This is a genomic window from Luteibacter sp. 9133 (assembly GCF_000800155.1).
GTDB classification, from domain to species: domain Bacteria; phylum Pseudomonadota; class Gammaproteobacteria; order Xanthomonadales; family Rhodanobacteraceae; genus Luteibacter; species Luteibacter mycovicinus.
Window position 1 is genome coordinate 1125592 of record NZ_JUHO01000001.1, and the last position, 25136, is coordinate 1150727.

Sequence of the window (25136 nt, forward strand, 5' to 3'; positions counted from 1 at the left end):
CCCGGCGACGCCGTCCTCAGCCGTTCGGCTCGGCGAGATGAATCTCCGTGCCGAGCGACGCACCGTATGTCGCGATGGCTTTCACGTTGGCGGGTGACAGGTAGCCGGTCGGGATGCGGTCTTCATAGATGTCGGTGTCGAGCGCGACGTGTGCGTCGAGTTCGAGTGCTCTGGACAGCGCGACGATCTCGTCGCGATGCGGCGCAAGCGCGTGCAGCAACTCCGTCAGCGCGTCGTCCAGCATGTACGTGCGTTGCGGCGGCAGTTCGAAGCACCAGCCGTTGGTCCGCCGCTGCAACGTCGTCGAGGCGATGCTTTCGCCTTTTTGCCACGTGACGGCACCCTCGATGCCGACCTCTCTCAGCAGATGATCCAGCGTGTGCCGCTCCGACGTGAGACGGAACGCGGCGCGCACCGTCGGCGTCAGTCGACGCAGGTCAAGGTCCAGATCCGATAAACGCGCCATGCGTCGCCCCCTTCGCAAGTTCGTGTTCGCAATTCGTGCGTAGCATCGCGTTTTTTGCCGCCCTAGGGAAATCCCTAGGTAGTCGGTCGCGAATTCTTGCGCTAGGTTGATGAGGACTTCCGGTTGGGGGACCGGTCGTCGCGACAAAAAACGGGCATCGCGCCGCGGCGCGAATTCAAATCGTTCGGAGTGTGGTCCTCACGGTCCGCCATGGCGGAGTGCGGCCCATTCCTGGAGGAGGAACGTTAATGGCAACTCATGTTCGCTTGAAACTCCTGGTCGCATCCCTCGGGATCGCCGCCACCTCGGTCGCATCGGCGGCTACCGAACAGGCACTGCGTGCGCAGAGCCTGGGTGCCGTACCGGCCAACCAGCTGGCGACAAAACTGGGACTTTCCGCCGACAACGGATTCGTCGCACAAGCCTCGCTGCCCACGGTAAAGGGCACGCAGACCGTCCGCATGCAGCAGACCTTCAAGGGCGTGCCGGTCTATGGCCGCAGCATCGCCGTCGAGCAGGACACGCAGGGGAATGCGCTGGTGGCCAACGGTGCGGTCACGTCCGACCTGCAGGTCGATATCGCCTCGGTCACCCCCAGGCTGGACGGCACGCGCGCCGTCGCCTTGCTCAGCAAGCAGGCGCCGTCGCTGGCCGGCGTCGCCACCGTGAAACCGGAGAACGTCAAGGCGGATCTGTACATCTATCCGGGTGACGGCGCTCCCGCGCGCCTGGTCTATCTCACCTCGTTCTTCTCCGGCGGTGACCATCCCACCCGCCCGACCGCCCTGATCGACGCCAACACCGGCGAGATCATCGAGCAGTGGGAAGGTCTGACCTACGCCGAGATCGATGCGACCGGTCCGGGCGGCAATCAGAAAACCGGACAGTACACGTGGGGTGCCGGCGGCAAGCCCGCGCTGCGCGTGACGCAATCCGGCACGACCTGCACGGCGCAGAACGCCTACGTGAAGTCGTACAACATGAAGAAGGCGACGTCGGGTAGCGGCACGCTGTGGAGCTTCACCTGCAGCGCCGGATCGAGCGGTGACGCGGTCAACGGCGCTTACGGCCCGATCAACGATGCCCACCACTTCGGTGGCGTGGTGCACGACATGTACACCTCGTACACCGGCGCGGCGCCGCTGAACCAGGTTCTGATCATGAAGGTGCACTACGGCAGCTCCTACGAGAACGCGTTCTGGGACGGCAGCTCGATGACCTTCGGCGACGGTGCCAGCACGTTCTACCCGCTGGTCGCCCTGGACGTGACCTCGCACGAGATCAGCCATGGCTACACCGAACAGCACTCCAACCTGGCCTATAGCGGACAGTCGGGCGGCATGAACGAGGCCTACTCGGACATCGCCGGTGAAGCGGCCGAATACTACGACCGCGGCAGCAACGACTTCCTCGTCGGTGCCGACATCGTCAAGACCAGCGCCGGTATCGGTAACGCGTTGCGCTACATGTGCACGCCGTCGCAGGACGGTGGCTCGATCGACAATGCGTCCGATTACTACAGCGGTCTCGACGTGCATTACTCGTCGGGTGTCTACAACAAGGCGTTCTGCCTGCTGGCCAAGACCAGTGGCTGGGACACGGTGAAGGCATTCAAGGTGTTCGCCCGCGCCAATGCCCTGTACTGGACCGCCAGCTCCACGTTCAACTCCGGTGCCTGCGGTGTCGCCAGCGCGGCGACCGATCTCGGCTACTCCGCGACGGATGTCGCCACCGCCTTCACCGGCGTGGGTGTCAGCTGCTCGACCGGCGGCGGTGGCGGTACCGGTGGCACGGCGCTGCAGAACGGTGTGGCCAAGACCGGCCTTGCCGGCAGCTCGGGTACCGAACTCAGCTACACCGTCGTGGTGGCGGCTGGCGCGAAGAACCTCAGCATCGTGACCAGCGGTGGTACCGGTGATGCGGATCTCTACGTCAAGTTCGGTTCCGCACCGACCACCTCCAGCTACAACTGCCGTCCGTACGTTTCGGGCAACAACGAAACCTGCACCTTCGCCACCACCCAGGCGGGCACGTATTACGTGAAGGTCCGCGGTTACTCGACGTTCTCGGGCGTCTCGCTCAAGGCAACCTGGACGCCGTAAGCGACCCCTCTCGCTTGCTGCGTCGGGGCCCGGACGGAAACGTCCGGGCCCTTTTTTGTGCCCGCGTCGGGAGGATGCCTGTCTGCACACTTCGCTGCTCGCAAACCCTTTAACGTGCATCCCCATTTCGCCTACATGCCTTGATGAGCGTCGGCGCGTACTGGCCGGGAACGGATCGGCCTACGTTGTAGCGACTGCGGCGTCGCCGCGTTTTCCCAGGGTGTCCGAGATGCGATCGATGACGTATCCCCGTTTAGCTTTACTCGTCGCCGCGGCCTGCGTGCCCGTACCTGTCGCCATGGCTGGCGAGATGCCCGCCGATCGATACATCGTGCACTTCAGCGACAGGGTCAGTGCGGCAGCCGCAAGGCATCCACGTGTATCGCACGCGCGTTCCACGCGCATCGCCCAGCCCGTGCATGTGCGCACCCTTGCGGCGGGCGGCGAGGTTTTCGACGTGCACGGCCTGGATCCGGGTGTGCTCGCATCGATGGCGGGTGTCATCGATATCGAAGAAGACCGCATCGTCACGCCCGCAGGCCGCCTTACGACGTTATGGCATCGCCAGTGGTACATGCACGATCCTCGTGTCGGCATCGACGCGGAGGTGGCCTGGCGTTACACGAAAGGCGCCGGATCCGTGGTGGCCGTACTCGACACCGGCATCGCACCGCATCCGCAACTCGTCGGCCAGCTTTTGCCGGGCTACGACTTCGTCAGCGATGCCGCCGCGGCACGCGATGGTGACGGGCGCGATGCGAATCCCGCGGACGAAGGCGACTGGAGCGACGCGGGCGAGTGTGGTTCGTCAACGGCGTCCGAATCATCGTGGCACGGCACGCATGTCGCCGGTCTCGTGGCGGCGAGGTCACCCGATGGTCGCGGGATGCTGGGCGTCGCGCCCGAGGCGAAGGTGATCCCCGTGCGGGTGATGGGCAAGTGCGGGGGCCGTCTCTCGGATGTGGCGGACGCGATCGTCTGGGCGAGCGGTGGTGAACTGCCGGGTGTTCCCGCGATCGCCCGCCGCGCCGACGTCATCAACCTGAGCCTGAGGACGCCCGGTGCCTGCGGGACGGCGCTGGCGACGGCCATCGGACAGGCGCGCTCGCGTGGTGTCGCCGTCGTAGCGGCGGCAGGTAACGACGGCATCCGTGCCTCCGCGGTCTCTCCATCCAATTGCGCGGGCGTCGTGAGCGTGAATGCGCTGGCACGCGACGGATCGATGGCCTGGTACTCGAACCACGGCGACGGCGTCACCCTGGCTGCGCCGGGTGGCTCGCTGACGACGTTCGGTGCCGACGACATCCTGTCGACCGTCGATGGCGGCAAGCGCGGCAGTGAGGGCAGGCCTCTTCTCAAGTACTACGCGGGCACATCCATGGCAGCGCCCCAGGTTTCCGCGCTGGTGGCGCTGATGCGATCGGCGGATCCCGCGATCGGTGTGGAAGCGATCACGCGTCAGCTCGTCGACAATGCGCGGCCTTTACCCGGTCCCTGCCCGAAAGGCTGTGGTGCGGGCCTGATGGATGCGGGCGCCACGGTGGACGCCGTCGTCGAAGATCGTGGCAAGCCCTGACCGGCGCGTTCAGGCCGGCGTATCGGATCGCTTCGAATCAGATGGCTTCGAAGCGGTTCGCGTCGCGGTTCTTGCGGACGCTTTCCGGATTCCACACGCGGCCGTTCATGGCGATGTACACGCCATCGGTCAGCGTCTGTACCGCGCCCACCGCGCAGCCGATGTTGAACACGGCGTCCGACCCCTGAAAACGAGCCGGATTCAGGGCGCCGGTCAGCACGATCACCTTGTTGAGGATGCCGGCGAGTACACGCGCGGTTTCCACCATGGTGTCGGTGCCGTGGGTCACCAGCACATGACGATGCGGCTGGGCCTCGATGGTGCTGCGCATGAGCGCACGGTCCTCGTCCGTCACGTGCAGGCTGTCCTTGCGCAGGATCGGAATCACGTCGAAGCGGAACGCGACGCCGAGCTGGGTCAGGATGTCGCCGATTTGCGGGGAGCCGATCTGGTAATCCGACTTGTCGTCGAAGTAGACCTTGTCGATCGTGCCGCCGGTGGTGACGATGGTGAGCTGCTGCATGGTTGACCTGGGAAGCCGGGTGAAACGGGCGCCTATCTTACATGCTGCCGGCGAGCAGGCTGTCGCCCTCGTTGTCGGGAAGAGCCAGACGATCGAGGCCGCGGGCGACGAACCGGCGGAGAGCGGCTGCCGGGCGGGCGTCGCCGGCCGAATCGCCCGCCCGTGCGGCACGGGCGAGCAGGGCCGCCGCCATACAGCGTGCGAGGGTGAAGGCGATGCCTCGCGCCGACGCCTCGAGGGACGCCCGGTCGGCCGCCACGTCGCCCAGAAGGGCTTCGGTCGCATCGAGCGTCCTGTCGATGGCGCGCCGTTCGGGGCTCCCTTCGTCGGCCAGCGCGGCGACCGCGCCGCGGATCGGGGCGACGCCGACGCTGCCCAGCGCGCGCAGCATGTCTAGCGACAGCACGTTGGTGGTGCCTTCCCAGATCGCGTAGACCTGCGCGTCGCGCAGGAGCTGCGGCAGGCCGGTGTCTTCGATGTAGCCCGCGCCGCCGAAACACTCGAGCGCTTCGGAGACGACGCGGATGGACACCTTGGCCGTCCAGAGTTTGGCCAGCGGCGTCAGCAGCCGGAGCAGGGGAGCGTCCAGGGGGCCGGCCTGGCCGTGCTCGACGTGCCCGAGCAATTCGGCCACGTGGAAGGTCAGGGCGAAGGCGGCCTCGTATTCGGCCTGCATGTCGGCCAGCGTGCGCGCGTGCAACGGGTGGTCGATGAGACGCGCGCCGAAAGCGTATCGGCGTGTCGCGTAGTCTCGCGCCAGGGAGATCGCGCGGGCCATGCTCGCGACCGCGCAGACGGCGTTCCAGGTACGGGTGACGTTGAGCATGGGTGCGATCTGGCGCACACCGTGGTCGACGGGGCCGACCGGGATGGCCGGCAGACCGTTCAGATGGATCTCGGCGGTGGGCAGTTCATGGGTGCCGAGTTTCTTCTTGAGCCGGTCGATGGTGATCTCACGCCACGCACCGTGGTCGTCCTTCGTTTCCACGTAGAAGAGCCCCAGCGCGGCGGTGCCCTGCCCAGCGCCTTCGGGGCGCGCAAGGGCGAGCGCGGCCTCGCCGACGACGGCGGAGCTGAACCACTTGCGGCCGTAAAGCCGCCACTGACCGTTCGCGTCCTGCCGGGCGACCGTCTCGGTACGGCCGACGTCCGAGCCGCCGGGCGTCTCGGTCATCCACTGGCCGGAGAGCCAGAACGAGGCCGGGTCGCGGCTGAGGAAGTGCGGCAGTGCCCGCTCGATCAGCGCCGCGTTGCCGGAGGCGCGGATCGCCGTGGCGGCGCCGTCGGTCATCGCCAGCGGGCAGCAATAGAACTCGCTCGACACGTGGTAGATGTAAACCCGGAAGAACTCCTCGACGCGCGCCCAGGGCGAGGCTTCGTGACCTGAAGCGAGCACCGCGTGGCGTGTGGTGATGGCCGGGCCTTCTTCCCACGCCGGCGTCAGGGCGATCCGGTCGACGCGGTTACCCCACGCATCCCACGAGGTGAGCACCGGTTCGGTGCGCGGGGTGCGGTTACGCCGTTCCCAGGCCATGACGGCGTAGTCGCCGAGGGCATCGAGGTCCGGGCGCACGGCCGCGGCGCGCTCCGCGGGAAGCCGTTGCGCGAGCCATGCCTGGAGCACGCGATCATGCTGAAACGGGTGCGCCAGCTGCGGCGCGTGCTGCACGAATGCCATCGTGACGTCCTTGGCGTGTCGATCGGATAGCCAAGCCTGCATCCTGCGGACGCCCGCGTCGATACGCGGAGCAGCATGACGCCCGGTTGGACCTTACCGGCGACGGCGCACGCCTGCGCCGAGGGTGCCGATCAGCAGCAGTGTCACGACGATTTCTAGGATGCCGAGCCAGCGATCGTTCGCGGAGCTCCAGGTTTCCGCCACGCCGTGGCAGAAGTAGAACAGCGCCAGGATGCCCACCCAGAGCAGCGCGCGGGTGACGCGGGGCAGGGACATCAGCGGGAGCAGCAGCGGCGGAACGGTGATCGCGAAGGCCACCCACGTCGGTATCGAGACCGGCGGGTACAGCGAGTACCAGAGCAGCTGAATGACGATCAGTGCCGCCCAGGCGGTCAGTCCGGTCTTCTGGCTGGCGCTGAGGCCGTTCATCCCGCCCATGCGCGCCGTGCGATGCCCGGCTGAGCCGCCCGTGCCCTGTGGCGTTTCGTTCATGCCGGGGTGCCGAGCCGCCGCGCGATGTCGGCCAGACGCTTGCCCAGCGCGCGGGCAAGGTCGCGTTCGTGCTCGCTGATCGCGTTGTCGCCACGGGAGCCGGCGACGTGGCTGGCGCCGTACGGCGTGCCACCGGTGGTCGTGCTGGACAACGCCGGCTCCGTGTAGGGCAGGCCGACGATCACCATGCCGTGGTGGAGCAGGGGCAGGGCCATGGTCAGCAGGGTCGATTCCTGCCCGCCGTGCATGGTGCTGGTCGAGGTGAACAGCGCGGCGGGCTTACCGGCCAACGCGCCGGATGCCCATTCGGCGCCCGTCGTGTCGAGGAAATGCTTGAGCGGGGCCGCCATGTTGCCGAAGCGGGTCGGGCTGCCCATGGCCAGACCGACGCACTCGACCAGGTCCGTCCGGCTGACGTACGGCGCGCCTTCCTCGGGTTCCGGCGGCATGGCGGTTTCGGTCACCGGGGCCACGGGAGGTACCTGGCGCAACCGAGCGCGCATGCCGGGGACTTCCTCGATGCCGCGGGCAACGAGTCGGGCGAGCTGGGCCGTGTGGCCAGTGCGGCTGTAGTAGAGTACGAGAACGTCGTGGGACATGGATGAGTGCCTTTGCGAAGGCACTAGTCTCGCAGAACTGTTTACGTTCCCAAACCACCGGGACCAGGATTCAAGGACCACCATGCCGCTGCGCTTCGACCGCGACCGCGCCCTGAGCTTCACCCGCTTCACCTGGCTGCGTTTCGTCGACGACAAATGCTTCGAGACCGCGGGCGCACTGTCTTACACGACGCTGGTCTCGCTGGTGCCGCTGACCGTTGCGATCTTCGCCATCCTTTCGGCCTTCCCCGTGTTCGCGGAATGGCGCGGCTCCCTGGCCAACTACGCATTCCAGAACTTCGTGCCGGCCACCGGCATGAAGATCCAGGAGTACATGCTGGCCTTCGCCGACAAGGCCAGCCAGCTGACCGGCATCTCCATCCTGGTCATGCTGTTCAGCGCGGTCTCGATGATGATCAGCATTGAGGATCGTCTCAACCGGATCTGGCGTGTGCGCAAGCCGCGCGGCTGGACCTCGCGGCTGCTGCTTTACTGGGCGGCCCTCACCCTCGGGCCGATCCTCGTCGTCGGCGGTCTGGCCCTGTCGTCCTATATCACCGCGTTTCCGCTGCTGCACGCGGCGGCCGATCAGATCGCCTCGCAGTTCCGGCTGATCAGCCTGCTGCCCTTCGTCATCACCTTCGTGACGCTGGTGCTGATGTACACGATGGTGCCCAACCGCCGCATCTCGTGGCGGCATGCGGCCATCGGTGCGCTGCTGGGGGCGATCCTGTTCGAGTTCGCGCGCTGGGGTTTCACCCAGTTCATCCGCAACTCGCCCAACTACGAAGAGATCTACGGCGCGCTCGCCGCGATCCCGATCTTTCTGCTGTGGATCTACCTGTCGTGGATCATCGTGATCCTCGGCGCCTCCATCGCCGCGTCGATTTCCGCTTTCGAGTACGTCGTACCGACCGAAGCCTTGCCGGAAGGCGCGGAGTTCATCGGTCTGCTCGTCGTGCTGCAGCATTTCGTCGAGGCGCAGCGTCGCGGTGACAGCGTCGATCCGGCCATCATCCGCCTGCGCGAGCCGTATCTTCCGTCCAGCGCGATCGCCTGCTATTTCGAAGACCTGCAGCGCGCCGACATGATTCAGCGTGGCGAGGCCGGTGGCTGGTTGCTCAGTCGCAGCCTCGACACGACCGAACTCCTGCGCGTGTACCGTTGCACGCAGTACCGTCTGCCGTTGCGCCCGCGCGAGCAGGTCGAGCGCATGGGCATCTACCTTCCGCCCGACCTGCTGGTGTTGCTGGACAACCTAGCGGCGGCGCTCGACGCCACGCTCGGTGCGCGACTCGACCAGCTGTTCCCTCCGACACCCGCACCCGTTTCCATCGAGGATTCCCCCGCATGATCCTGCGCACACTCGCCGTCGTCGCCCTGGCACTCGCCACGCCCGCGATGGCGGCCACCGCCGCCAAACCCGAGCTCAAGGTCACCACGCTGGAGGGCAAGCCGTTCGATCTTTCCGCTCAGCACGGCAAGTGGGTGATCGTGAATTACTGGGCCACCTGGTGCGTGCCGTGTATCAAGGAGATGCCCGACATTTCCGCGTTCGTGAAGAGCCGCAAGGACGTCGTGGCGATCGGTCTCGCCTTCGAGGACACCGACGCGAAGGAGATCAAGGCCTTCGTCGACAAGCATCCGGTGGTCTACCCCATCGCTCAGCTCGACGTCACGGCACCGCCGAAGGACTTCGACCCGCCCAAGGGTTTGCCCACCACCTACCTGATCGCGCCGGACGGCCACGTCGCCCAGCGCTTCGTCGGCCCGGTGACGGGCGAGAAACTGAGCGAGGCCATCGCCAGGGGGTCATGAGATGAAAGCCGCACGCTTCATCGTGAGAGGCAAGGTGCAGGGCGTGTTCTACCGCGCTTCGGCGCGCGAGCGGGCCGTGGCGCTGAAGCTTACCGGCCATGCGCGCAATCTGCCGGATGGCAGCGTCGAGGTGGTCGCTTACGGTGATGCCGCGGCGATCGACCAGCTCGAGGTCTGGCTGCGTGACGGACCGGAACACGCGCGGGTGGACGAGATGTATCGCGAGGACATCGGGGCGCACGATGCGCCCGTGGATTTCCTCATCCGGTAGGAGCGCGCCTCAGTCCTTCGGGCCCGTGGCATTCGCCGGCCGCGCGATGAACGTCACCGGCAGCTTCTTCCCGTCGGACAAATCGAAGGTGATGGTCAGCGTATCGCCCGCCTTCACCGGATGCTTCGGCTTCTCCAGCATCACGTGATAGCCGCCCGGGTTGAACTCGACTTTGCCATTCGCGGGCAGGGGCACGCTGTCCACCATTTCCATGCGCCCCATGCCACCTTCGGTACTGCTGCGGTGGATCATGGCTTCGGCGTAGTCGGCGCTCTCCGCACCGACGATCTTCAGTGCGGTCGTCGACCGGTTCTCGAACGTCACGTACGCGCCGGCGGGCAGGCTGCCGGGGAGGACGCGGATCCATGCGGCGCTGGCATCGACGACAGGCGCGGTATCGGCGGCATGCGCCGTCGTGGCGAAAACGAGCAGAGCGGCGGCGAGCGAGCGAAGCATCATGCGTGGGGTTCCAGCGAGGTGAGCAGGGTCAGGTCGTGGACCATGTCGTCCTGTGACGCCGACGGTGTGGCAAGCAGGCGTGCCTTGCCCTGGGCATCGAAGAAGTAGATGGCCGAACTGTGACTGACATCATAAGCGCCGTCGCCCTTGTCGGGCTCACGGGTGAATGCGGAGCGATAGCGTTTGGCCAGCGCTTCCACATCGGCATCGGAGCCGACCAGGCCCACGGCGTGCTTGTCGAAGGCGTTGACGTAGTCGTGCATGATCTGCGGGGTGTCGCGCGCCGGATCCACGCTGACGAAAAGGATGCGGACCTTGTCGGCGGCAGGCCCGAGGCGGCCGAGCACGACGTGCAGCTGCGTCAGGGTCAGCGGGCAGACGTCCGGGCAGTGGGTGTAGCCGAAGTACATGAGCGTCACCTTGCCGCGGTAGTCGGCACCGGTCACCGCCTTGCCGTTGTCGTCGGTCAGCCTGAAGTCCAGGTCGGGAAGGTGGCCCGACACATCGTTCAGTCGCCACTCGGGCTGAGGCTCGTGCTGGCAGGCGCTCAGCGCAGCCAGTGAGACGAGGGCGAGCAGGGTCAGCATGACCCGGCGGGCAAGGAACGGCTTCATGCGACACTCCGCGGGATATCCTGCGCAGGATACGACACCCGTGCCGGTTCCCAGGCACGCCCTTATCCGGAACGAACCGAATGCGACAACCTGTCAGTGGTGCCCATGCTCTTCTCGTCGGCGTGGCCGGTGCTTCGGCCGTGGGACTGGGTGCTTTCGGTGCGCACGCCCTGCGTGGCGTGGTCGATGATGCCGGGCTGCAGGTCTGGCACACCGCGGTGCAGTATCACTTCTGGCATGCGCTGGCGATGTTCGTCGCGGTGGTCGGGCTGGCGCCGGGACGGGCGCGATCGGTCGCCGTCGCGCTGCTCGCGGTGGGCATCGTGCTGTTTTCGGGGAGCCTCTACGCTCTGGCACTGGGGGCGCCACGGTGGACGGGGGCGATTACGCCGTTTGGCGGGGTGGCGTTTATCGTTGCGTGGATCGCGGTCGGGCTGTCCTTGCGGCGGGCGCCGTAGGATCGCCAGCAGGGCCGGCTCCCTGCAAGAGCGTCTCCATCACCCGCCTTTGCCAGCTCCGCCGCCCATGTCACCCATGCTCGGTGCCGGCATGTCCATCAGCGACGATGCCGGGATGGCGCGCTCGATGCGGACCCTGCCCAGGACCGACATCGCCGAGAAGAAGCGCCACGGTTCGCCGTCACCCACGCCCAGTGCGATATGCGTGGCGTCGAAGCGGCGTTGCGCGGAGTCGAAACTCACCCAGCGGTTTTCAATCCACGCCTGTGCCCAGGCATGCGGGATGAAGACCCGGTTTACGCCGCCAAATCGCTCGACGTAGACGATGCCGGTGACCACGCGCGTGGGAATGCCCAGCGAGCGGGCGAGGGCGGTAAGCAACACCGCGTGTTCCGTGCAATCGCCACGCCGGGTCTGGATCGTCTCCAGCGCCGAGGCGTAACCGACGTCCAGCCCTTTCTCCGTGATGTAGTCCGAGAGGTAGGAGCGCAGGCGTCGCATGCGTTGAATATCGGTCGCCGCGTCGCCCACGATCGATCGCGCCATGCTGAGTACTTCAGGCGAGTCGGATTGCACCCAGGGATTGGGCGCCGTGTCCTCCGGAAGCGGGCCGGGCTCGCCGCTGTGCGACTGGGAAAACCCGATGTCCAGCTGGTAGAGCCCGTCGCCGATCGGGGTGACGCGTTGCTCGTCGGTCTGCACAAACGGACTGGTGTAACCGCCGCGCACGAGGATCGTATATCGGACCGGTGCGAAGCGAAGGTTGGCGGTCATGGGGCGGGGTGCGCCGATCATCGCCGCGCGCAGCAGGTCGACGTCCTGGTCGGGTGCACTGGCACAGGCCTCATCGCATGCCGTCATTTCCATGCGGAAGCCGAGCAACGGTGCGATGCCGCGACGGACGAAGCCCTGGTCGTCGACCCACAGATCGACCGACGGGTTGTTCTTGCCCGAGGCCAGGGTCTGCCGAAGGTGGTGCAGCGACTCGCGCCCCAGCGGCATGTCGACCATCTCGTCGCCGATCACCTCCATGTCGACGGTGGCGACCTGCTGCTTCACCGCATCGAAGCTGCGCATACGGTACGTCGTGCCCGGCTTGAAACCATGAGTGGCCATGGTCAGTCGCTGGCCTTCGATCAGCGCCGCCCCGGATGGCCAGATCAGCAGGTTTACCTTCGACTGGCCGCCCACGGTGTTGGATACCTGAAAGGCCCCGTCGTCGCGAACGGTGCCCTCGACGGTGTTCTCCTGCGCGGACATCTTGCTACGCGCGTAGAACGCGAGGGGAGCACCGGCGATGGTCTCGACCGAGCGAACATCGGTATGCATCGCAAGCGGCGTCTTCACGCGGGTGAGGCGGAAATCCAGGCTCTGCGAGGTAGTCACCCGGTCGCCCACGACGTCACGCTCGATGCGGACCTTGCCGACCTTGCGCCCGTCGAGCAACACGGTCATCCAGGTCTCCGTCGCCAGCGCACACGCGGGCAGGAGACACAGCAGTACGGCGAGAACGACTGGATACCGTCTCATGTGCGTACGTCCGGATGGGCGGGGACGGCTCCATCACAGCACTTTTGCCGTCACAGTCAAGCCCCCCGTGGGCGGGGGGCATGCCCGGATCAGCGACGGCCGCCCGTCTGGCCGACAGGGCCCACCGGGTTGAACGATGGGGTCGCGGGCTGCTGCGACGGCGCCGGACCCTGCATGAAATCGGGCATCGATCCGGAGATCTTGACGTCGGCGACCTGCATGCGTCCCAGCGATGCCATCGACGCGAAGAAGCGCCAGGGATCGCCGCTGCCGACGCCGAGAGCGATATGGGTGGCGTCGAAGCGCGACTGCGCGGAATCGAAGCTTTCCCAGCGCCCGTTGATCCACGCCTGCACCCAGGTGTGCGGGACGAAAACCCGCGATGCGCCCGCGAATCGCTGTGCATAGACGAGGCCGGTGACGATGCGCGTCGGAATGCCTTGCGATCGCGCCATGGCCGCCAGCAGCACGGCGTGTTCCGTGCAGTCGCCACGGCGCGTCTGGATAGTTTCCAGCGCGGAGGCATAGCCGACTTCCAGACCGGTCTGGTCGATATAACTGGTCAGGAAACTGCGCAGGCGGCGCATCCGGTTCAGATCGCTGGATGCGTTGCCGACGGCCTCCTTCGCCAGCGCGATCACCTCGGGTGCGTCCGACTGCACCCAGGGGTTGGACGCCGTGTCTTCAGGCGTCGGGCCGGGTTCGTCGTCATGCCTCTGCGGATGGCCGACGGTGATCTCGTAATCGCCGTTCGACAGCTTTTTCACCTGCTGCTCGTCCGTGTTGACGAACGGTGCCGGCAGATCGTCGCGCAGGTGAAAGCGATACGTCATCGCCTGACCCTGCGACCCGTTCGGAATGATCCGTGGCGACTGCAGCATGGCCGAGCGAAGCACGTCGATGTCCTGGTCGGGCGCCGTCGCGCAGGCTTCGTCGCACGCGGCGACTTCCATACGAAAACCGAGCAGTGGCGAGATGCCGCGACGCACTTCACCGCGGTCGTTCACCCACATGTCCAGCGACTGTGCGCCACTGCCGCCGGCCAGCCGCTGGCGCAGATGATGGAGACGTTCCGTGCCGCCCGGCAGGTCGATCATCTCGTCGCCGATCACCTCGACGTCCAGCGTCGCGACCTCCTGCTTCATGGCGTCGAAGGTCTTCAGCGGGTAGTGGCTGCCCGCCTTGAAGCCGCCGGCGACGATGGCTAGCCGCTGTCCTTCACTGAGCACCGCGCCTGGCGTCCACGCCAGCAGGCTGACGTGCGCATCGTCGCCGACGCGCGTGGTCACCTGAAACGTTCCGTCGGGGCGCGGCTGGCCGTCGACGGCGTTCTCCTGCGATGAGCCGGTCTTGCTGGCGTGGAACGCCAGGGGCTTGCCGTCGAGGCTCTCCGTCGCGACCGCTTCGTTATGGGTGACCAGTGGCGTGCTGCCACGCGTGACGCGCAGATCGATGGCCTGGCGGGTGGTCACGGTGTCGCCGGTGACCGAGCGTTCCGTGACCAGCTTGCCGACCTTGCGCCCGTCGAGCATCACGCTCATCCAGGTCTTCGAATCTTGTGCATGGGCGGTGGCGAGGCTCGACAGGAGCGCGAGCGCGACGATCTGACGACGCATGGGCATACATCCACGTTGTAAGGCCAGATCGCATGAAAGCACGATTAGCTGTCGTGTCAATGATGCAAACCTTCATGTAAGGCCCGCTGGCACCCCCGTGGCGCGACACCTAGAATGTGCGATCACGCTTTCCTGGACCTCCCTCGCATGAATACCTTCGGCACGCCGCACTCCCATACCGCCCTCAAGGTGCTCCTGCTGGGCTCCGGCGAACTGGGCAAGGAAGTCGCCATCGAGTTGCAGCGCTTCGCTGTCGAGGTGATCGCCGTGGACCGCTACGCCAATGCGCCGGCGATGCAGGTGGCCCACCGCAGCCACGTCATCGACATGCTGGACGGCAAGGCCCTTCGCGCGCTGATCGAGGAAGAGAAGCCGCATCTGGTGGTGCCCGAGATCGAGGCGATCCACACGCCCACGCTGATCGAGATGGAGAAGGAAGGTCTCAGGGTCATCCCCACCGCGAAGGCGGCCTGGCTGACCATGGATCGCGAGGGCATCCGTCGCCTCGCCGCCGAGGAGCTCGGCCTGCCGACCTCGCCTTACCGCTTCTGCGACACCTACGAGGAGTTCGTCGACGCGGTGAACGTCCTCGGTACGCCGTGCGTCACCAAGCCGGTGATGAGCTCGTCGGGCAAGGGCCAGAGCGTACTGCGCACGCCCGCCGATGCGCAGGCGGCATGGGAATATGCGCAGGCCGGCGGTCGTGCCGGTCGGGGCCGGGTCATCGTCGAGGGCTTCATCGACTTCGATTACGAGATCACCCTGCTGACGGTGCGCCACCGGGACGGCGTGTCGTTCTGCGCGCCCATCGGCCATCGCCAGGAAGACGGCGACTATCGCGAGTCGTGGCAGCCGCAGCCGATGAGCGATACCGCGCGAGCGTCCGCCGAACGCCAGGCCGACGCGATCACGGCCGCGCTCGGTGGCTGGGGGGTGTTCGGGGTGGAGTTCTTCGTCCGTGGCGACGAAGTGATCTTCTCCGAAGTCAGCCCGCGGCCGCACGATACCGGCCTGGTCACCCTGATCTCGCAGGATCTGTCCGAGTTCGCCCTCCATGCCCGCGCCATCCTTGGTCTGCCTGTGCCGGAGATTCACGCTTTTTCGCCCGCCGCCTCCTGCGCGGTGCTGGTGGAAGGGGAGGGGCACTCGCCCACCTACCACGGCGTGGCGGAAGCCCTGGCCGAGACCGGCACCATGCTGCGTATCTTCGGAAAACCCGAAGTGCGCGGCCGTCGCCGCATGGCCGTGACGCTGGCGCGCGCCGCGACGGTCGACGAGGCCCTCGAGAAGGCCAAGCGCGCGGCCAGCCGGATCCGCGTCGAAATCTGACGTGCGCGGCCTACAACGGCCGTTCACGCCTGAATGTTAAGCTGCTCCGCTCCTAGGGAAGACCCACGCCCATGAGCGGACGCAAAGACAACCACGATCACGACCATCGCGGTCGCACCGAGCCGACGCTCGGCCGGCTGGATGACCTCGACCGTCCGGCCGCGCCGGTGGACGACGGCCTGCCTCACATCGTCGTCGACGAGCCGCGTCGGCGTACGGGTGGACCTACGCCACCGCCGCCACGGCGCGAGCGCAAACGCGGCTGGCTCATTCCGGTGCTGGTTCTCGTGCTCATCGGTGGCGTCACCGGCCTGTGGTTGCAGCAGGACCGGCTGCGCAATCTGATGCCGGCGACGGAGCTCAACGATCTCCTCGGTCAGGCCAACCAGGCCCTCGCGGCCGGCAAGCTCGATGGCACGGCGGGTGACAGCGCCCGCGAACTGTTCGAAAAGGCGCGTGACCAGCAGCCCGACAGCGACCAGGCGCGCGACGGCCTGCGCCGCGTCGGCATGGCGGAAGTGGCTCGCGCCGACGCCGCCCTCAGCGCGGGCAACCTTGACGAAGCCGAAGCCGCGCTCAACGTCGCCCGCGAACTGCTCGGGGGTGGCAGCGACGTCGAACGCCTCACCCAGCAGCTGTCGCAGGCGCGTAATCCGCAGGGCCACACCGAATCACTGATCGACCGTGCGCAGGCGGCGTTCGCCGCCGGCAAGTTCGACGGTGACGACGGTGCGGGGGCGCTTTACCGCCGGGTGCTCGACGCCGACCGCAACAACACGGTGGCGGCACGCGGTCTCGATCGTGTGGGCGACGCGCTGGCGGCGCAGGCAAGGCAGGCGATTTCCGACAACGATCGCCCCAGGGCCAATGTGCTGGTCGATCGTATCGCCATCCTCGTGCCCGGCTACAGCGACCTTCCGTCGCTGCGTGCCTCGCTGGCGGAAACACGCAAGCAAGACGACCAGGCGATCGCCACGCTCATCCAGCAGGGCAACGATGCGATGCGCGCGGGGCGCTTCACCGGTGACGGCGACGACACCGCGCTGGCGCGCTTCAACGCCGCGCTCGCCGCGGACCCCGACAACGCGGGCGCGAAGGCCGGACTCGGCCAGGTGGCGCAGGCGCTGATCGTGCAAGCCAATGCCGCCCTCGACAGCAATGACGACGCCCAGGCGGCGAGGCTGCTCGATCAGGCGACGAAGCTCGCCCCGAAATCCGCCGAACTCGCCGCCGCACGCGCACGACTGGGTGGTGGCGACGGGCATGCGGCCGCTGGTGTCCCGCCCGTGGCGGGCGCGCAGGCAGGTGACGACAACGCACCGGAAGCCTCGCTCGCGGTCAGTCCGGAGCAGAAAGCCAAGGTCGCCGATCTGGTTCGTCGTGCACAGGCCGCGGCGTCGCGCGGCGACATCATGGATCCCCCGGGCGACAGTGCCTACGACCTCTACCGAAACGCCCTGGCGATCGACGGCAACGACCCGACCGCTCGCGCGGGCCTGCAGGGCTTGCCCGCACAGGTCGAGAAGCAGATGCAGCAGGCCGTCGCCGCTGGCAACGTAAAGCGCGCCGAAGATCTGTACGGCACCCTGTCGGACCTGGCGCCGGGCGATGCTTCCCAGGGCGAGATGCGTCATCGCCTCGGCAGCGCCCTCATCGATAACGCGCTGCAGCGCGCGTCCAGCGGCGATCGCCAGGGCGCCTTCCAGTCGCTCGACCACGCACGACGCTACGTGCCGGACGATCCGCGGCTGCAAAGCGCCTATGAGCGCATCGCGACAGGGCGCTGAGCACGATGACGGTATTGGTGATGGGCGCGTCCGGCCAGATCGGGCACTTTCTACTTCCGCGACTCGAGGCGGAGGGATATGCGTGGATGGCGGTCAGCCGGCGCCCGCCGGGCAACGACTCTCGCTGGCGGTCGGGTCATCTTCCGGACGGCATGCCGGAGCTGCCGCCGCTGCAGGCCGTCGTCTCGCTGGGGCCCATCGATCTGCTGGCAAAGTGGCTTGCCGAGATGCGGTTGCCGGGCATTCCCCACATCGTCGCCACGTCGTCGATGAGCGCCGAAACCAAGCGCGAATCGCAGGTGCCCGAAGAGCGGGAAGTGTCGCGCCGCCTGCGGGACGCGGAAACGATGCTGATCGCGACCTGCGCATCGCGCGGTATGCCATGGACCGTCTTCCGGCCGACGCTTATTTACGGGGCCGGCATGGACAAGAGCCTGACGCCTATCGTGGCGTCCGCCCGCCGGCGCCATATCTTCCCGCTGCCGGCAGGTCGGGGGCAGCGCCAGCCGGTGCACGCGGACGATATCGCCGCGGCCGTCGTCGCCGCTCTGCGGACACCGGCGGCGCGCGGCCGCACCCTCTCCATGGGCGGCGGTGAACGGCTCACGGCCGCGGACATGTTCCGGCGGACGCAGCGGAGCGCCGGCGGGTTCGTGCTGCCGCTCCCGGTCCCTCGCCTGGTGCTCGAACTTGCCGCGTCCGTGTCGCCGCTCATGCGCGGACCGGTGAACAGGCTCGATACCGACCTGATTGCCGACAATACGGACCTGGAGGCCATCCTCGGTGTGCATCCGCGGCCTTTCCGGCCGCAGCCCGGAACCTGGCAGCCGGTCCGCTGATCCGCATCGCCCTCACTTTGCCCGCATCCGTTCAGATGGGCGCCGGTGAACTGCCCCTATCATCGGTCTCCGACCTCTCTCGCAGGACTTCCCCGCGTTGGCTTTCCTGAATCGTCTTGGCTCCCTCCTGCGCACGGCCTGGCCGTGGCTGCGTATTCCCTTCTGGCTGGTGATGGGACTGCTGTTCGGCTTCCTGCTGCCCTACACGCTGATTCTCAATGCGCGCCTGCAGGAGCGCTTCAACGACCTCGTGTTCGCGGTCCCCACCCGCGTCTATGCGCGGCCGCTGCCACTGGAACCGGGCAAGGCACTGACGCCGGCGGCCCTCGAGCTGGAACTGACCTTTGCCGGCTACACCACCGAAGGAGCCGGCAAGGTCCAGGGCAGCTACTCGAAGAACGGCTCGCGCTTCATCATCGCTTCGCATGGCTACTTCGGTCCGGATGGCGGCGAGCTGCCGCACCGCATCCGTGTCGTCCTGGCCAATGGTCAGGTCGCCTCGGTGGTGGACGACACCAATGACAAGCCGATCAAGTCGATCCATCTGGATCCCGCACGTATCGCGACGTTGTATGGCGCGCAGCAGGAAGAGCGTCGCATCGTGCGTCTGGAGAACGTGCCGCCGCTGCTCGTGCAGGGCCTGCAGGCGGTCGAGGACCGCGACTTCAAGAATCACATCGGTCTGGATTTCTCGGCCATCGCGCGCGCGTCCGTCGCCAACATCCGCGCCGGTCACACCGTGCAGGGCGGCTCGACGCTGACCCAGCAGCTGGTGCGCAACCTGTTCCTCGACCGCGACCAGAACATGCTGCGCAAGGTCAACGAGGCCATTCTCTCGTTGCTGATGGAGGCGCATTATCCGAAGGGTCGTATCCTCGAGGCCTACGTCAACGAGGTCTTCCTGGGCCAGCAGGGTAATCAGGCGGTGCACGGTTTCGCCGCCGGCGGCGAGTTCTTCTTCGGCCGCCGTCTTGAAGACCTGCGTCCTCAGGAGATCGCCCTGCTGATCGGCCTGGTCAAGGGCCCCAGCTATTACGATCCGCGTCGTTATCCGGACCGTGCCCTGTCGCGTCGCAACCTCGTCCTGCAGCAGTTCCACGACACCGGCCTGCTCGACGACGCGCAGACCAGGGCGGCGCAGGCCGCGCCGCTGGGCATCGCGCCCAACGCACAGCTGCCGCACAACCGCTTCCCGGCCTTCATGCAACTGGTGCGGTCGCAGATCACGGCGGACTTCGACGAAGCCGCGCTGCGCGACGGCAGCCTGAGCATCTTCACCACGCTGGATCCGACGGCGCAGCTCTATACCGAGCAGGCCATCGTCACGACCATGAAGAGCCTCGGCAAGCGGGGCGCCGCCGCGCAAGCCGCCGCTGTGGTGACCGATACCACCAACGGCAGCGTGCTGGCCGTGGTCGGTTCGCGCGATCCGGGTGAGCAGGGTTTCAACCGTGCGCTCGATGCCCGTCGCTCGATCGGTTCGCTGGTCAAGCCGCTGGTGTATCTCGTCGCGCTGGCGCAGCCGTCCAAATGGTCGCTGGCGTCGATCGTCGACGACTCGCCGATCAACATGCGTCAGCCCGACGGTACCCCATGGACGCCGCAGAACGATGACCGCGAGGTCCACGGCCAGGTACCGATGCTGGACGCGCTGGTCCATTCGTGGAACCTGGCGACGGTCAACCTCGGCATGCAGGTCGGCGTCGGCCGGGTGAAGGGCTTTCTCGAGTCGTTCGGGCTCGAGGGCGTCAATCCCAGTCCGTCGCTCCTGCTCGGCGCCATCGACATCTCGCCGCTGCAGGTGGCGCAGCTGTACGAGTACATCGCCGCCGACGGGCACGCCTTGCCGCTGGTGGCCGTGCGCGGCGTCATGGACAGCAAGGGCCAGGCGATCAAGCGCTACGAAGTGAAGGAGGGCGAAGGCGAGTACCAGACCGCCGCGCGCCTCACGACATGGGCCATGCAGCAGGTGGTCAACGGCGGCACGGCTGCGGCCATCGGCAATTCGAACCTCGCCTATCTGCACGCGGCGGGCAAGACCGGCACCAGCGACAGCCAGCGCGATGCCTGGTTCGCCGGCTTTACGGGCGACCGTCTCGCGGTGATCTGGATGGGCCGTGACGACAACAAGCCCACCGGCCTCTACGGCGCTACCGGCAGCATGAAGGTCTGGCAGGAGCTGTTCCGCAAGCTGCCGACGCGTCCGCTGTCAGCGGCGCCGGGCGAGGGCCTGGAAATGGCCTATGTGAATCCGCAGACGGGTAAGCGCACGGACCCGTCGTGCGAAGGCGCGCGTCAGTTCCCGTTCGTGTCCGGTTACGTGCCGGAAGCGGAAGAGGGCTGTTTCTGGCAGCGATTCAAGGGTATGTTCGGCGGCGGTGACGGAGCTGCCCAGCCCGCGCCGCCCGTTCCCAGTAATCCTACGGATTGACCCATGCATCGCTTTCGCTTCTGCGCCATTGCCGCCGTCACCCTCGTCGCCGCCTGCAGCCAGCCGGCGCCGCCGCAAGCCACCCGCCCCAGCAAGCCGTCTTACGACATCGTGGCGCAGATCCGCGCCGCGGGTGAGCGTGAAAAGTCGGCGATCGAAGTCGCGCCGCTGCGCGATCCGGGCGTCCAGGGCCTGCAGCAGGCCGCCTCGGCCGACGAGCGCGCGGGCAACTATCCCGATGCCGACGCCAAGCTCGCGCAGGCGCTGAAGCGCGCACCGGACGCGCCCGAGCTGATCCAGGACCGCGCGGAAATCGCCGTGCGCATGCAGGATTTCCCGCGTGCGGAGCAGCTGGCCAAACAGTCGTTCGAGATGGGTCCGAAGTCCGGCAGCCTCTGCGCACGCAACTGGCAGACGGTGGTCGAGATGCGTCTGCAGGCGAACGATCAGGCCGGCGCCGCGTCGGCGAAGACCGAGCTCAACAAATGCCACATCGCGGGACCGAACCGGTTCTGAGATAAGACCCCGTAGGAGCGCGCCCTGCGCGCGATATCCTCTGGCGCGAACAGGTTCGTGGTCAGAAGCATCGCGCGCGGGGCGCGCTCCTACAGGGGTAGAGGGGGCCTCAGCTTCCCCGGATCGCCCGGCCGTGGGAGTGCACGGTATCGACGAGAACCTTTACGTTCTCCGGATTCACTTCCGGGGTGATGCCGTGGCCGAGGTTGAACACGTGGCCTGGATGGTTGCCGAACGAATCCAGCACCGCGCGGGCCTCACGCGCCACGATCTCCGGTGACGCGCGCAGGACGGCGGGGTCGAGGTTGCCCTGCAGGGCGACCCGGTCGCCCACACGACGGCGCGCCTCGCCGATGTCGATGGTCCAGTCCACACCCAGGCCATCGCAGCCGGTATCGGCCAGCGCTTCGAGCTGACCGTGCGCGCCTTTCGAAAACAGGATGACCGGCAGGTCGCGGCTGACCGGGTCGGCCTTCAGTGCGTCCACGACCCGGGCCATGTAGCGCAGCGAGAACTCGCGGAACGGCGCGGGACCGAGCAGCCCGCCCCAGGTATCGAAAATCATGAGGGCTTGCGCCCCGGCGTGGGCCTGAGCGACCAGGTAGGCCGCGACCGAACGCGCGATGGTGTCGAGCAAGCGGTGGGCCAGCGCGGGATCGTTCCAGGCCAGCGCCTTGACCTGCGCGAAGTCCTTCGAGCCCTGACCCTCGACCATGTAGCAGGCGAGCGTCCACGGACTGCCGGAGAAGCCGATCAGCGGCACCCGTCCGTCGAGCTCCTTGCGGATGAGGCGCACCGCGTCCATGACGTAGCGCAGCTCGCCATCCATATCGGGCACGACCAGCTTGTCGATCGCGGCGGCGTCGCGGACGGGGCGCGCGAAGCGCGGACCCTCGCCCGCTTCGAAGGACAGGCCGAGACCCATCGCATCGGGAATGGTCAGGATGTCCGAAAACAGGATCGCGGCATCCAGCTCGAAACGCTCGAGCGGCTGCAACGTGACTTCGCAGGCGAATTCAGGATTCGTCGCCAGGCCCATGAAGCTGCCAGCCCGCGCGCGGGTGGCGCGGTATTCCGGCAGGTAACGGCCGGCCTGGCGCATGACCCAGATGGGGGTGGTGTCGACGGGTTCGCGACGAAGCGCGCGGAGAAAACGGTCGTTACGCAGGACGTCAGCGGCCATGCGCCGACTCCTGACCTTGGCTGAACATCACTTTGAAGCCTTTCTTCAGTTGCGCGTCTCGCGCTTTTTCGAATGCCGCCAGCGCGCTGTCGCGTTCGATGTGTACCTCGCGCTTGAGCGAGGCCTTGCCGCCTTGCACGCCGCTTTCGCGGTACAGGGTCCAGCCGCCGAACAGGTCCTGTTCGAGCGTGATCTGAACGTAGCGGGGTGCTTCGGTCCCCGCTTCGGGCATGGTTTGCATGTAGATCCGCATCGAGCGATCCGGGCTGGCGCAGGGCCGATCATTGTAGGCGCTCCCCCGGAAGGGCGCACCCTGTGCGTCAAATGAGCACGCCGAGGACGTCGTCCTCGGCCACCCCGGCGACGATCTCCGCCCGGCCGATACCTCGCCAGAGGATCAGTCGCAGCGTTCCGGCCGTGTTCTTCTTGTCCAGCCGCATCAGTTCCAGAAGCCGGCTGGCGGCATGCTTGCCCGAGGGTTGCGTGGGCAGGTCCAGTCGCCGCAGCAGGGTGACCAGACGCTGCGTATCCGTCGCCGGGGCCATGCCCAGCCGTTCGGAGAGTTTCGCCGCCAGCACCATGCCGATGGCGACGCCTTCGCCGTGCAGGATCTCGCTGTAATTGCCCGCGGTTTCCAGCGCGTGCCCGAAGGTGTGGCCGAGATTGAGCAACGCGCGCTCGCCTTGCTCGGTTTCGTCCCGCGCCACCACACCCGCCTTGTAGCGGCACTTGCGGGCGATCGCCTCGATAAGGGGGCCGGTTTCGCGCCCGCTCAGCGCATCGGCGTGATCTTCCAGCCAGGCAAAGAAGTCCGGATCGCCGATGGCCGCGCCTTTGACGATCTCGGCCAGCCCTGCGCGAAACTCGCGCTGCGGTAACGTATCGAGCACATAGGTATCGGCCACCACGGCGCGCGGCTGGTGGAAGGCCCCGGCCAGGTTCTTGCCCGCGGGCAGGTTCACGCCCGTCTTGCCACCAACCGACGAGTCGACCATCGCCAGCAGGGTGGTCGGGATCTGCACGAAGTCGATGCCGCGCATCCAGCAGGCGGCGGCGAAACCGGCAAGATCGCCGACGACGCCGCCACCCAGCGCGATCACGCAGGCGTCGCGTGTGGCGCCGAGTTCACCGAGCGCTTCGAGCACCTTGCCGACGTTGGCGAAGGTCTTGTGCGTCTCGCCGTCCTCGAGCAGGTACGACGACCAGCGCAGACCATCCAGCCCCTGGGCCAGCGCATCGAGATAGAGCGGCGCGACGGTCGTATTGCTGACCACCAGCACGTGGCGGCCGCGGATCGCCGTGCGCCAGCGTGCGTTGTCGGCCAGCAGGCCGGGACCGATCCAGACGGGGTAGCTGCGACCGGCAAGGTCGACGTCGACGGTTGCGATGTCCATCAGGGGCGTTTCCAGTGACGGTCGAGGAGGGCGACGGCGCGGGGCACCGCGGCGTCCACGTGTTCGTGGCGACCGTGGAAGATCAGGTCGGCGATCTCTTCGTAGAGGTGGTTGCGATGTTCGGCCAGCGCTTCGAGTTTGCCCCGCCGGTCGGTGCCCGCGATCATCGGCCGTGCCCGGTCGTGCCGCAGACGGTCGAACTGTTCGTCGACGTTGACTGACAACAGCAGCACGGTGCCGCGCTCCGCCAGCGTCACGCGATTGCCTTCGTCGAGCACGGCGCCCGCGCCCGTCGCGAGCACGATGCCGTCGGCGCGACTAAACTCGTCCAGATGCGCGGATTCCAGCGCGCGAAACGCCGCCTCACCTTCGCTCTCGAAGAGGCTGGCAATCGTCACGCCGAGGCGGGCTTCGATCTCCACGTCGAGATCGACGAACGGCAGGCCATAATGCGCCGCGAGGCGTTGTCCGATCGTGGTCTTGCCGGCGCCCGTGGGGCCGACCAGAAACAGGTTGGGCGAGGGATTCATCGCATCCATGCTAGCAACAAGCCATCCCCAGAGGTACGAAACCGTGCTCGTCGCGGGCGCGGGTGACGTCGGCACGCGCGTCGCCCGGCGTCTCGTCGAGGCGGGGCATCGCGTCTTCGCCCTGCGCCGGAGCGAACGGCGGGACGGCGACGGCATCCGCTGGCTGCGTGGCGATCTCACGCGCCCCGACACCCTGAAGGCCCTTCCTCACGCTGATGCCGTGGTCTACGCGCCCACGCCCGGCGCGCGCGACGAAGAGGCTTACCGCGCCATCTTCCCCGACGGTCTGCGTCATCTGGTCGATGCGTTGCCTGCGCCGCCGCGTCGAACCGTATTCGTCTCGTCGACGGCTGTTTACGGTGAGCATGGCGGCGACTGGGTCGATGAAACGACCGTGCCCGCGCCGATGGGATTCAACGGGCGCGTGTTGCTCGAAGGGGAGCGGTGGCTCGCGTCGCGCGATATCGGTGGTGTCAGCGTGCGTCTGGCGGGCTTATACGGACCGGGGAGGACGCAGTTGCTCGACCGGCTACGTGAGGGGAAGGTCGTGGTGCCGAGAGGGCGCGGGATCTACGCCAACCGGATTCATGTCGACGATGCCGCGGCCGCGCTGGCGCTGGTGCTTTCGCTGGAGCAGCCCGCGCCGGTGTACGTGGGGGTGGACGACACACCCCTGCCGATCGACGTGTTGTATGACCATCTGGCGGGATTGCTCGGCGTGGCGTTGCCGGGCGAGGGGCCGGGGCCGGCGGGCGTGGGGAACAAGCGCTTGTCGAATGCGTTGTTGCGGGATGCGGGGTTCCGGTGTCGCTGGAGGGATGCGCGGGATGGATATGCGGCGTTGATCTGAGAGGCGTATCGCCGACGGCGCTGGCTCCCGCGGGCGCGCTCCCGCGGGTCGGGTGGGCGCGACGAAACGTCCGGG

At 67.2% G+C, this 25136-nt stretch carries 25 protein-coding genes; 12 read left to right on the forward strand and 13 right to left on the reverse strand.

The genetic code is table 11. The features are described 5' to 3' along the window. Positions 1 to 16: 16 nt before the first annotated feature. Positions 17 to 466, reverse strand: coding sequence for a DUF4279 domain-containing protein (locus tag FA87_RS04800; protein WP_043692736.1), 450 nt, complete (start codon positions 464 to 466; stop codon positions 17 to 19). 248 nt (positions 467 to 714) lie between these two features. Here FA87_RS04800 and FA87_RS04805 point away from each other — a divergent pair, with 248 nt between their 5' ends. Then, entirely contained in the window at positions 715 to 2568 is a 1854-nt protein-coding gene (locus FA87_RS04805; protein ID WP_079520773.1) for a M4 family metallopeptidase, read from the forward strand. 238 nt (positions 2569 to 2806) lie between these two features. After that, positions 2807 to 4144: a S8 family peptidase gene (locus tag FA87_RS04810; RefSeq protein WP_197062363.1), complete on the forward strand. Its 1338-nt coding sequence runs from the start codon at positions 2807 to 2809 to the stop codon at positions 4142 to 4144. A gap of 37 nt (positions 4145 to 4181) precedes the next feature. Here the strand turns inward: FA87_RS04810 and FA87_RS04815 are convergent, their stop codons facing one another. The 4 genes from FA87_RS04815 to wrbA all read right to left on the reverse strand — a co-directional run bounded on the left by FA87_RS04815 (position 4182) and on the right by wrbA (position 7436). Further along, complete coding sequence (locus FA87_RS04815) at positions 4182 to 4667, reverse strand: asparaginase domain-containing protein (protein ID WP_043692738.1); 486 nt, start codon at positions 4665 to 4667, stop codon at positions 4182 to 4184. A gap of 37 nt (positions 4668 to 4704) precedes the next feature. Next, positions 4705 to 6345: an acyl-CoA dehydrogenase family protein gene (locus FA87_RS04820; RefSeq protein ID WP_043692740.1), complete on the reverse strand. Its 1641-nt coding sequence runs from the start codon at positions 6343 to 6345 to the stop codon at positions 4705 to 4707. A 93-nt stretch (positions 6346 to 6438) separates the two neighbouring features. Further along, entirely contained in the window at positions 6439 to 6837 is a 399-nt protein-coding gene (locus tag FA87_RS04825) for a DUF2069 domain-containing protein (RefSeq protein WP_308847161.1), read from the reverse strand. After that, positions 6834 to 7436, reverse strand: coding sequence for an NAD(P)H:quinone oxidoreductase (gene wrbA, locus FA87_RS04830; RefSeq protein ID WP_036115205.1), 603 nt, complete (start codon positions 7434 to 7436; stop codon positions 6834 to 6836). The genes FA87_RS04825 and wrbA overlap by 4 nt, the downstream gene beginning before the upstream one ends. An 82-nt stretch (positions 7437 to 7518) precedes the next feature. On the opposite strand from wrbA, the gene FA87_RS04835 reads away from it, so the two are divergent. From FA87_RS04835 to FA87_RS04845, 3 genes are read left to right on the forward strand one after another with little or no spacing between them, the layout of a single operon-like run. After that, on the forward strand, positions 7519 to 8790 hold the full coding sequence (locus tag FA87_RS04835) for a YihY family inner membrane protein (protein WP_036115203.1): 1272 nt from the start codon (positions 7519 to 7521) through the stop codon (positions 8788 to 8790). Continuing rightward, on the forward strand, positions 8787 to 9254 hold the full coding sequence (locus FA87_RS04840; RefSeq protein WP_052191147.1) for a TlpA disulfide reductase family protein: 468 nt from the start codon (positions 8787 to 8789) through the stop codon (positions 9252 to 9254). The genes FA87_RS04835 and FA87_RS04840 overlap by 4 nt, the downstream gene beginning before the upstream one ends. Position 9255: 1 nt before the next feature. Next, positions 9256 to 9525, forward strand: coding sequence for an acylphosphatase (locus FA87_RS04845; protein ID WP_036115200.1), 270 nt, complete (start codon positions 9256 to 9258; stop codon positions 9523 to 9525). A 9-nt stretch (positions 9526 to 9534) separates the two neighbouring features. Here the strand turns inward: FA87_RS04845 and FA87_RS04850 are convergent, their stop codons facing one another. After that, positions 9535 to 9984 (reverse strand): copper chaperone PCu(A)C, encoded by a 450-nt coding sequence (locus FA87_RS04850; RefSeq protein ID WP_036115198.1) that lies wholly within the window; start codon positions 9982 to 9984, stop codon positions 9535 to 9537. Beyond that, complete coding sequence (locus FA87_RS04855) at positions 9981 to 10598, reverse strand: SCO family protein (protein WP_036115195.1); 618 nt, start codon at positions 10596 to 10598, stop codon at positions 9981 to 9983. Before FA87_RS04855 ends, FA87_RS04850 begins: the two co-directional genes overlap by 4 nt. A gap of 80 nt (positions 10599 to 10678) precedes the next feature. Here FA87_RS04855 and FA87_RS04860 point away from each other — a divergent pair, with 80 nt between their 5' ends. Next, positions 10679 to 11056, forward strand: a complete 378-nt coding sequence (locus tag FA87_RS04860; RefSeq protein WP_036115192.1) for a DUF423 domain-containing protein — start codon at positions 10679 to 10681, stop codon at positions 11054 to 11056. A 39-nt stretch (positions 11057 to 11095) separates the two neighbouring features. Here the strand turns inward: FA87_RS04860 and FA87_RS04865 are convergent, their stop codons facing one another. Further along, the gene (locus FA87_RS04865) at positions 11096 to 12586 is read right to left on the reverse strand and encodes a transglutaminase-like domain-containing protein (RefSeq protein WP_081996464.1); all 1491 of its coding nucleotides are present in this window, start codon (positions 12584 to 12586) and stop codon (positions 11096 to 11098) included. A gap of 89 nt (positions 12587 to 12675) precedes the next feature. Beyond that, positions 12676 to 14202: a transglutaminase-like domain-containing protein gene (locus tag FA87_RS04870; protein ID WP_043692745.1), complete on the reverse strand. Its 1527-nt coding sequence runs from the start codon at positions 14200 to 14202 to the stop codon at positions 12676 to 12678. A 147-nt stretch (positions 14203 to 14349) separates the two neighbouring features. Here FA87_RS04870 and purT point away from each other — a divergent pair, with 147 nt between their 5' ends. The 5 genes from purT (at position 14350) to FA87_RS04895 (ending at position 21104) form a co-directional block, all read left to right on the forward strand. Next, the gene (gene purT, locus FA87_RS04875) at positions 14350 to 15531 is read left to right on the forward strand and encodes a formate-dependent phosphoribosylglycinamide formyltransferase (RefSeq protein WP_043692748.1); all 1182 of its coding nucleotides are present in this window, start codon (positions 14350 to 14352) and stop codon (positions 15529 to 15531) included. Positions 15532 to 15602: 71 nt separating this feature from the next. Continuing rightward, complete coding sequence (locus FA87_RS04880) at positions 15603 to 17318, forward strand: hypothetical protein (protein WP_043692750.1); 1716 nt, start codon at positions 15603 to 15605, stop codon at positions 17316 to 17318. A 20-nt stretch (positions 17319 to 17338) separates the two neighbouring features. Continuing rightward, positions 17339 to 18157 (forward strand): NAD-dependent epimerase/dehydratase family protein, encoded by an 819-nt coding sequence (locus tag FA87_RS04885; RefSeq protein ID WP_342633151.1) that lies wholly within the window; start codon positions 17339 to 17341, stop codon positions 18155 to 18157. A 97-nt stretch (positions 18158 to 18254) separates the two neighbouring features. Then, positions 18255 to 20588, forward strand: coding sequence for a penicillin-binding protein 1B (gene mrcB, locus FA87_RS04890; RefSeq protein WP_043692756.1), 2334 nt, complete (start codon positions 18255 to 18257; stop codon positions 20586 to 20588). A 3-nt stretch (positions 20589 to 20591) separates the two neighbouring features. After that, positions 20592 to 21104, forward strand: a complete 513-nt coding sequence (locus tag FA87_RS04895; RefSeq protein WP_043692760.1) for a tetratricopeptide repeat protein — start codon at positions 20592 to 20594, stop codon at positions 21102 to 21104. Between the two features lie 109 nt (positions 21105 to 21213). Here FA87_RS04895 and hemE read toward each other — a convergent pair whose 3' ends face one another. From hemE to FA87_RS04915, 4 genes are all read right to left on the reverse strand, one after another. After that, complete coding sequence (gene hemE / locus FA87_RS04900; protein WP_043692762.1) at positions 21214 to 22287, reverse strand: uroporphyrinogen decarboxylase; 1074 nt, start codon at positions 22285 to 22287, stop codon at positions 21214 to 21216. After that, positions 22277 to 22540 (reverse strand): WGR domain-containing protein, encoded by a 264-nt coding sequence (locus tag FA87_RS04905; RefSeq protein WP_036115167.1) that lies wholly within the window; start codon positions 22538 to 22540, stop codon positions 22277 to 22279. Before FA87_RS04905 ends, hemE begins: the two co-directional genes overlap by 11 nt. Positions 22541 to 22607: 67 nt before the next feature. After that, positions 22608 to 23681: a 3-dehydroquinate synthase gene (gene aroB, locus FA87_RS04910; protein WP_156128493.1), complete on the reverse strand. Its 1074-nt coding sequence runs from the start codon at positions 23679 to 23681 to the stop codon at positions 22608 to 22610. Continuing rightward, positions 23681 to 24211, reverse strand: a complete 531-nt coding sequence (locus tag FA87_RS04915; RefSeq protein WP_043697416.1) for a shikimate kinase — start codon at positions 24209 to 24211, stop codon at positions 23681 to 23683. The genes aroB and FA87_RS04915 overlap by 1 nt, the downstream gene beginning before the upstream one ends. Before the next feature lie 7 nt (positions 24212 to 24218). Here FA87_RS04915 and FA87_RS04920 point away from each other — a divergent pair, with 7 nt between their 5' ends. Next, positions 24219 to 25061 (forward strand): NAD-dependent epimerase/dehydratase family protein, encoded by an 843-nt coding sequence (locus FA87_RS04920; protein WP_043692768.1) that lies wholly within the window; start codon positions 24219 to 24221, stop codon positions 25059 to 25061. The last annotated feature ends 75 nt before the right edge of the window (positions 25062 to 25136 follow it).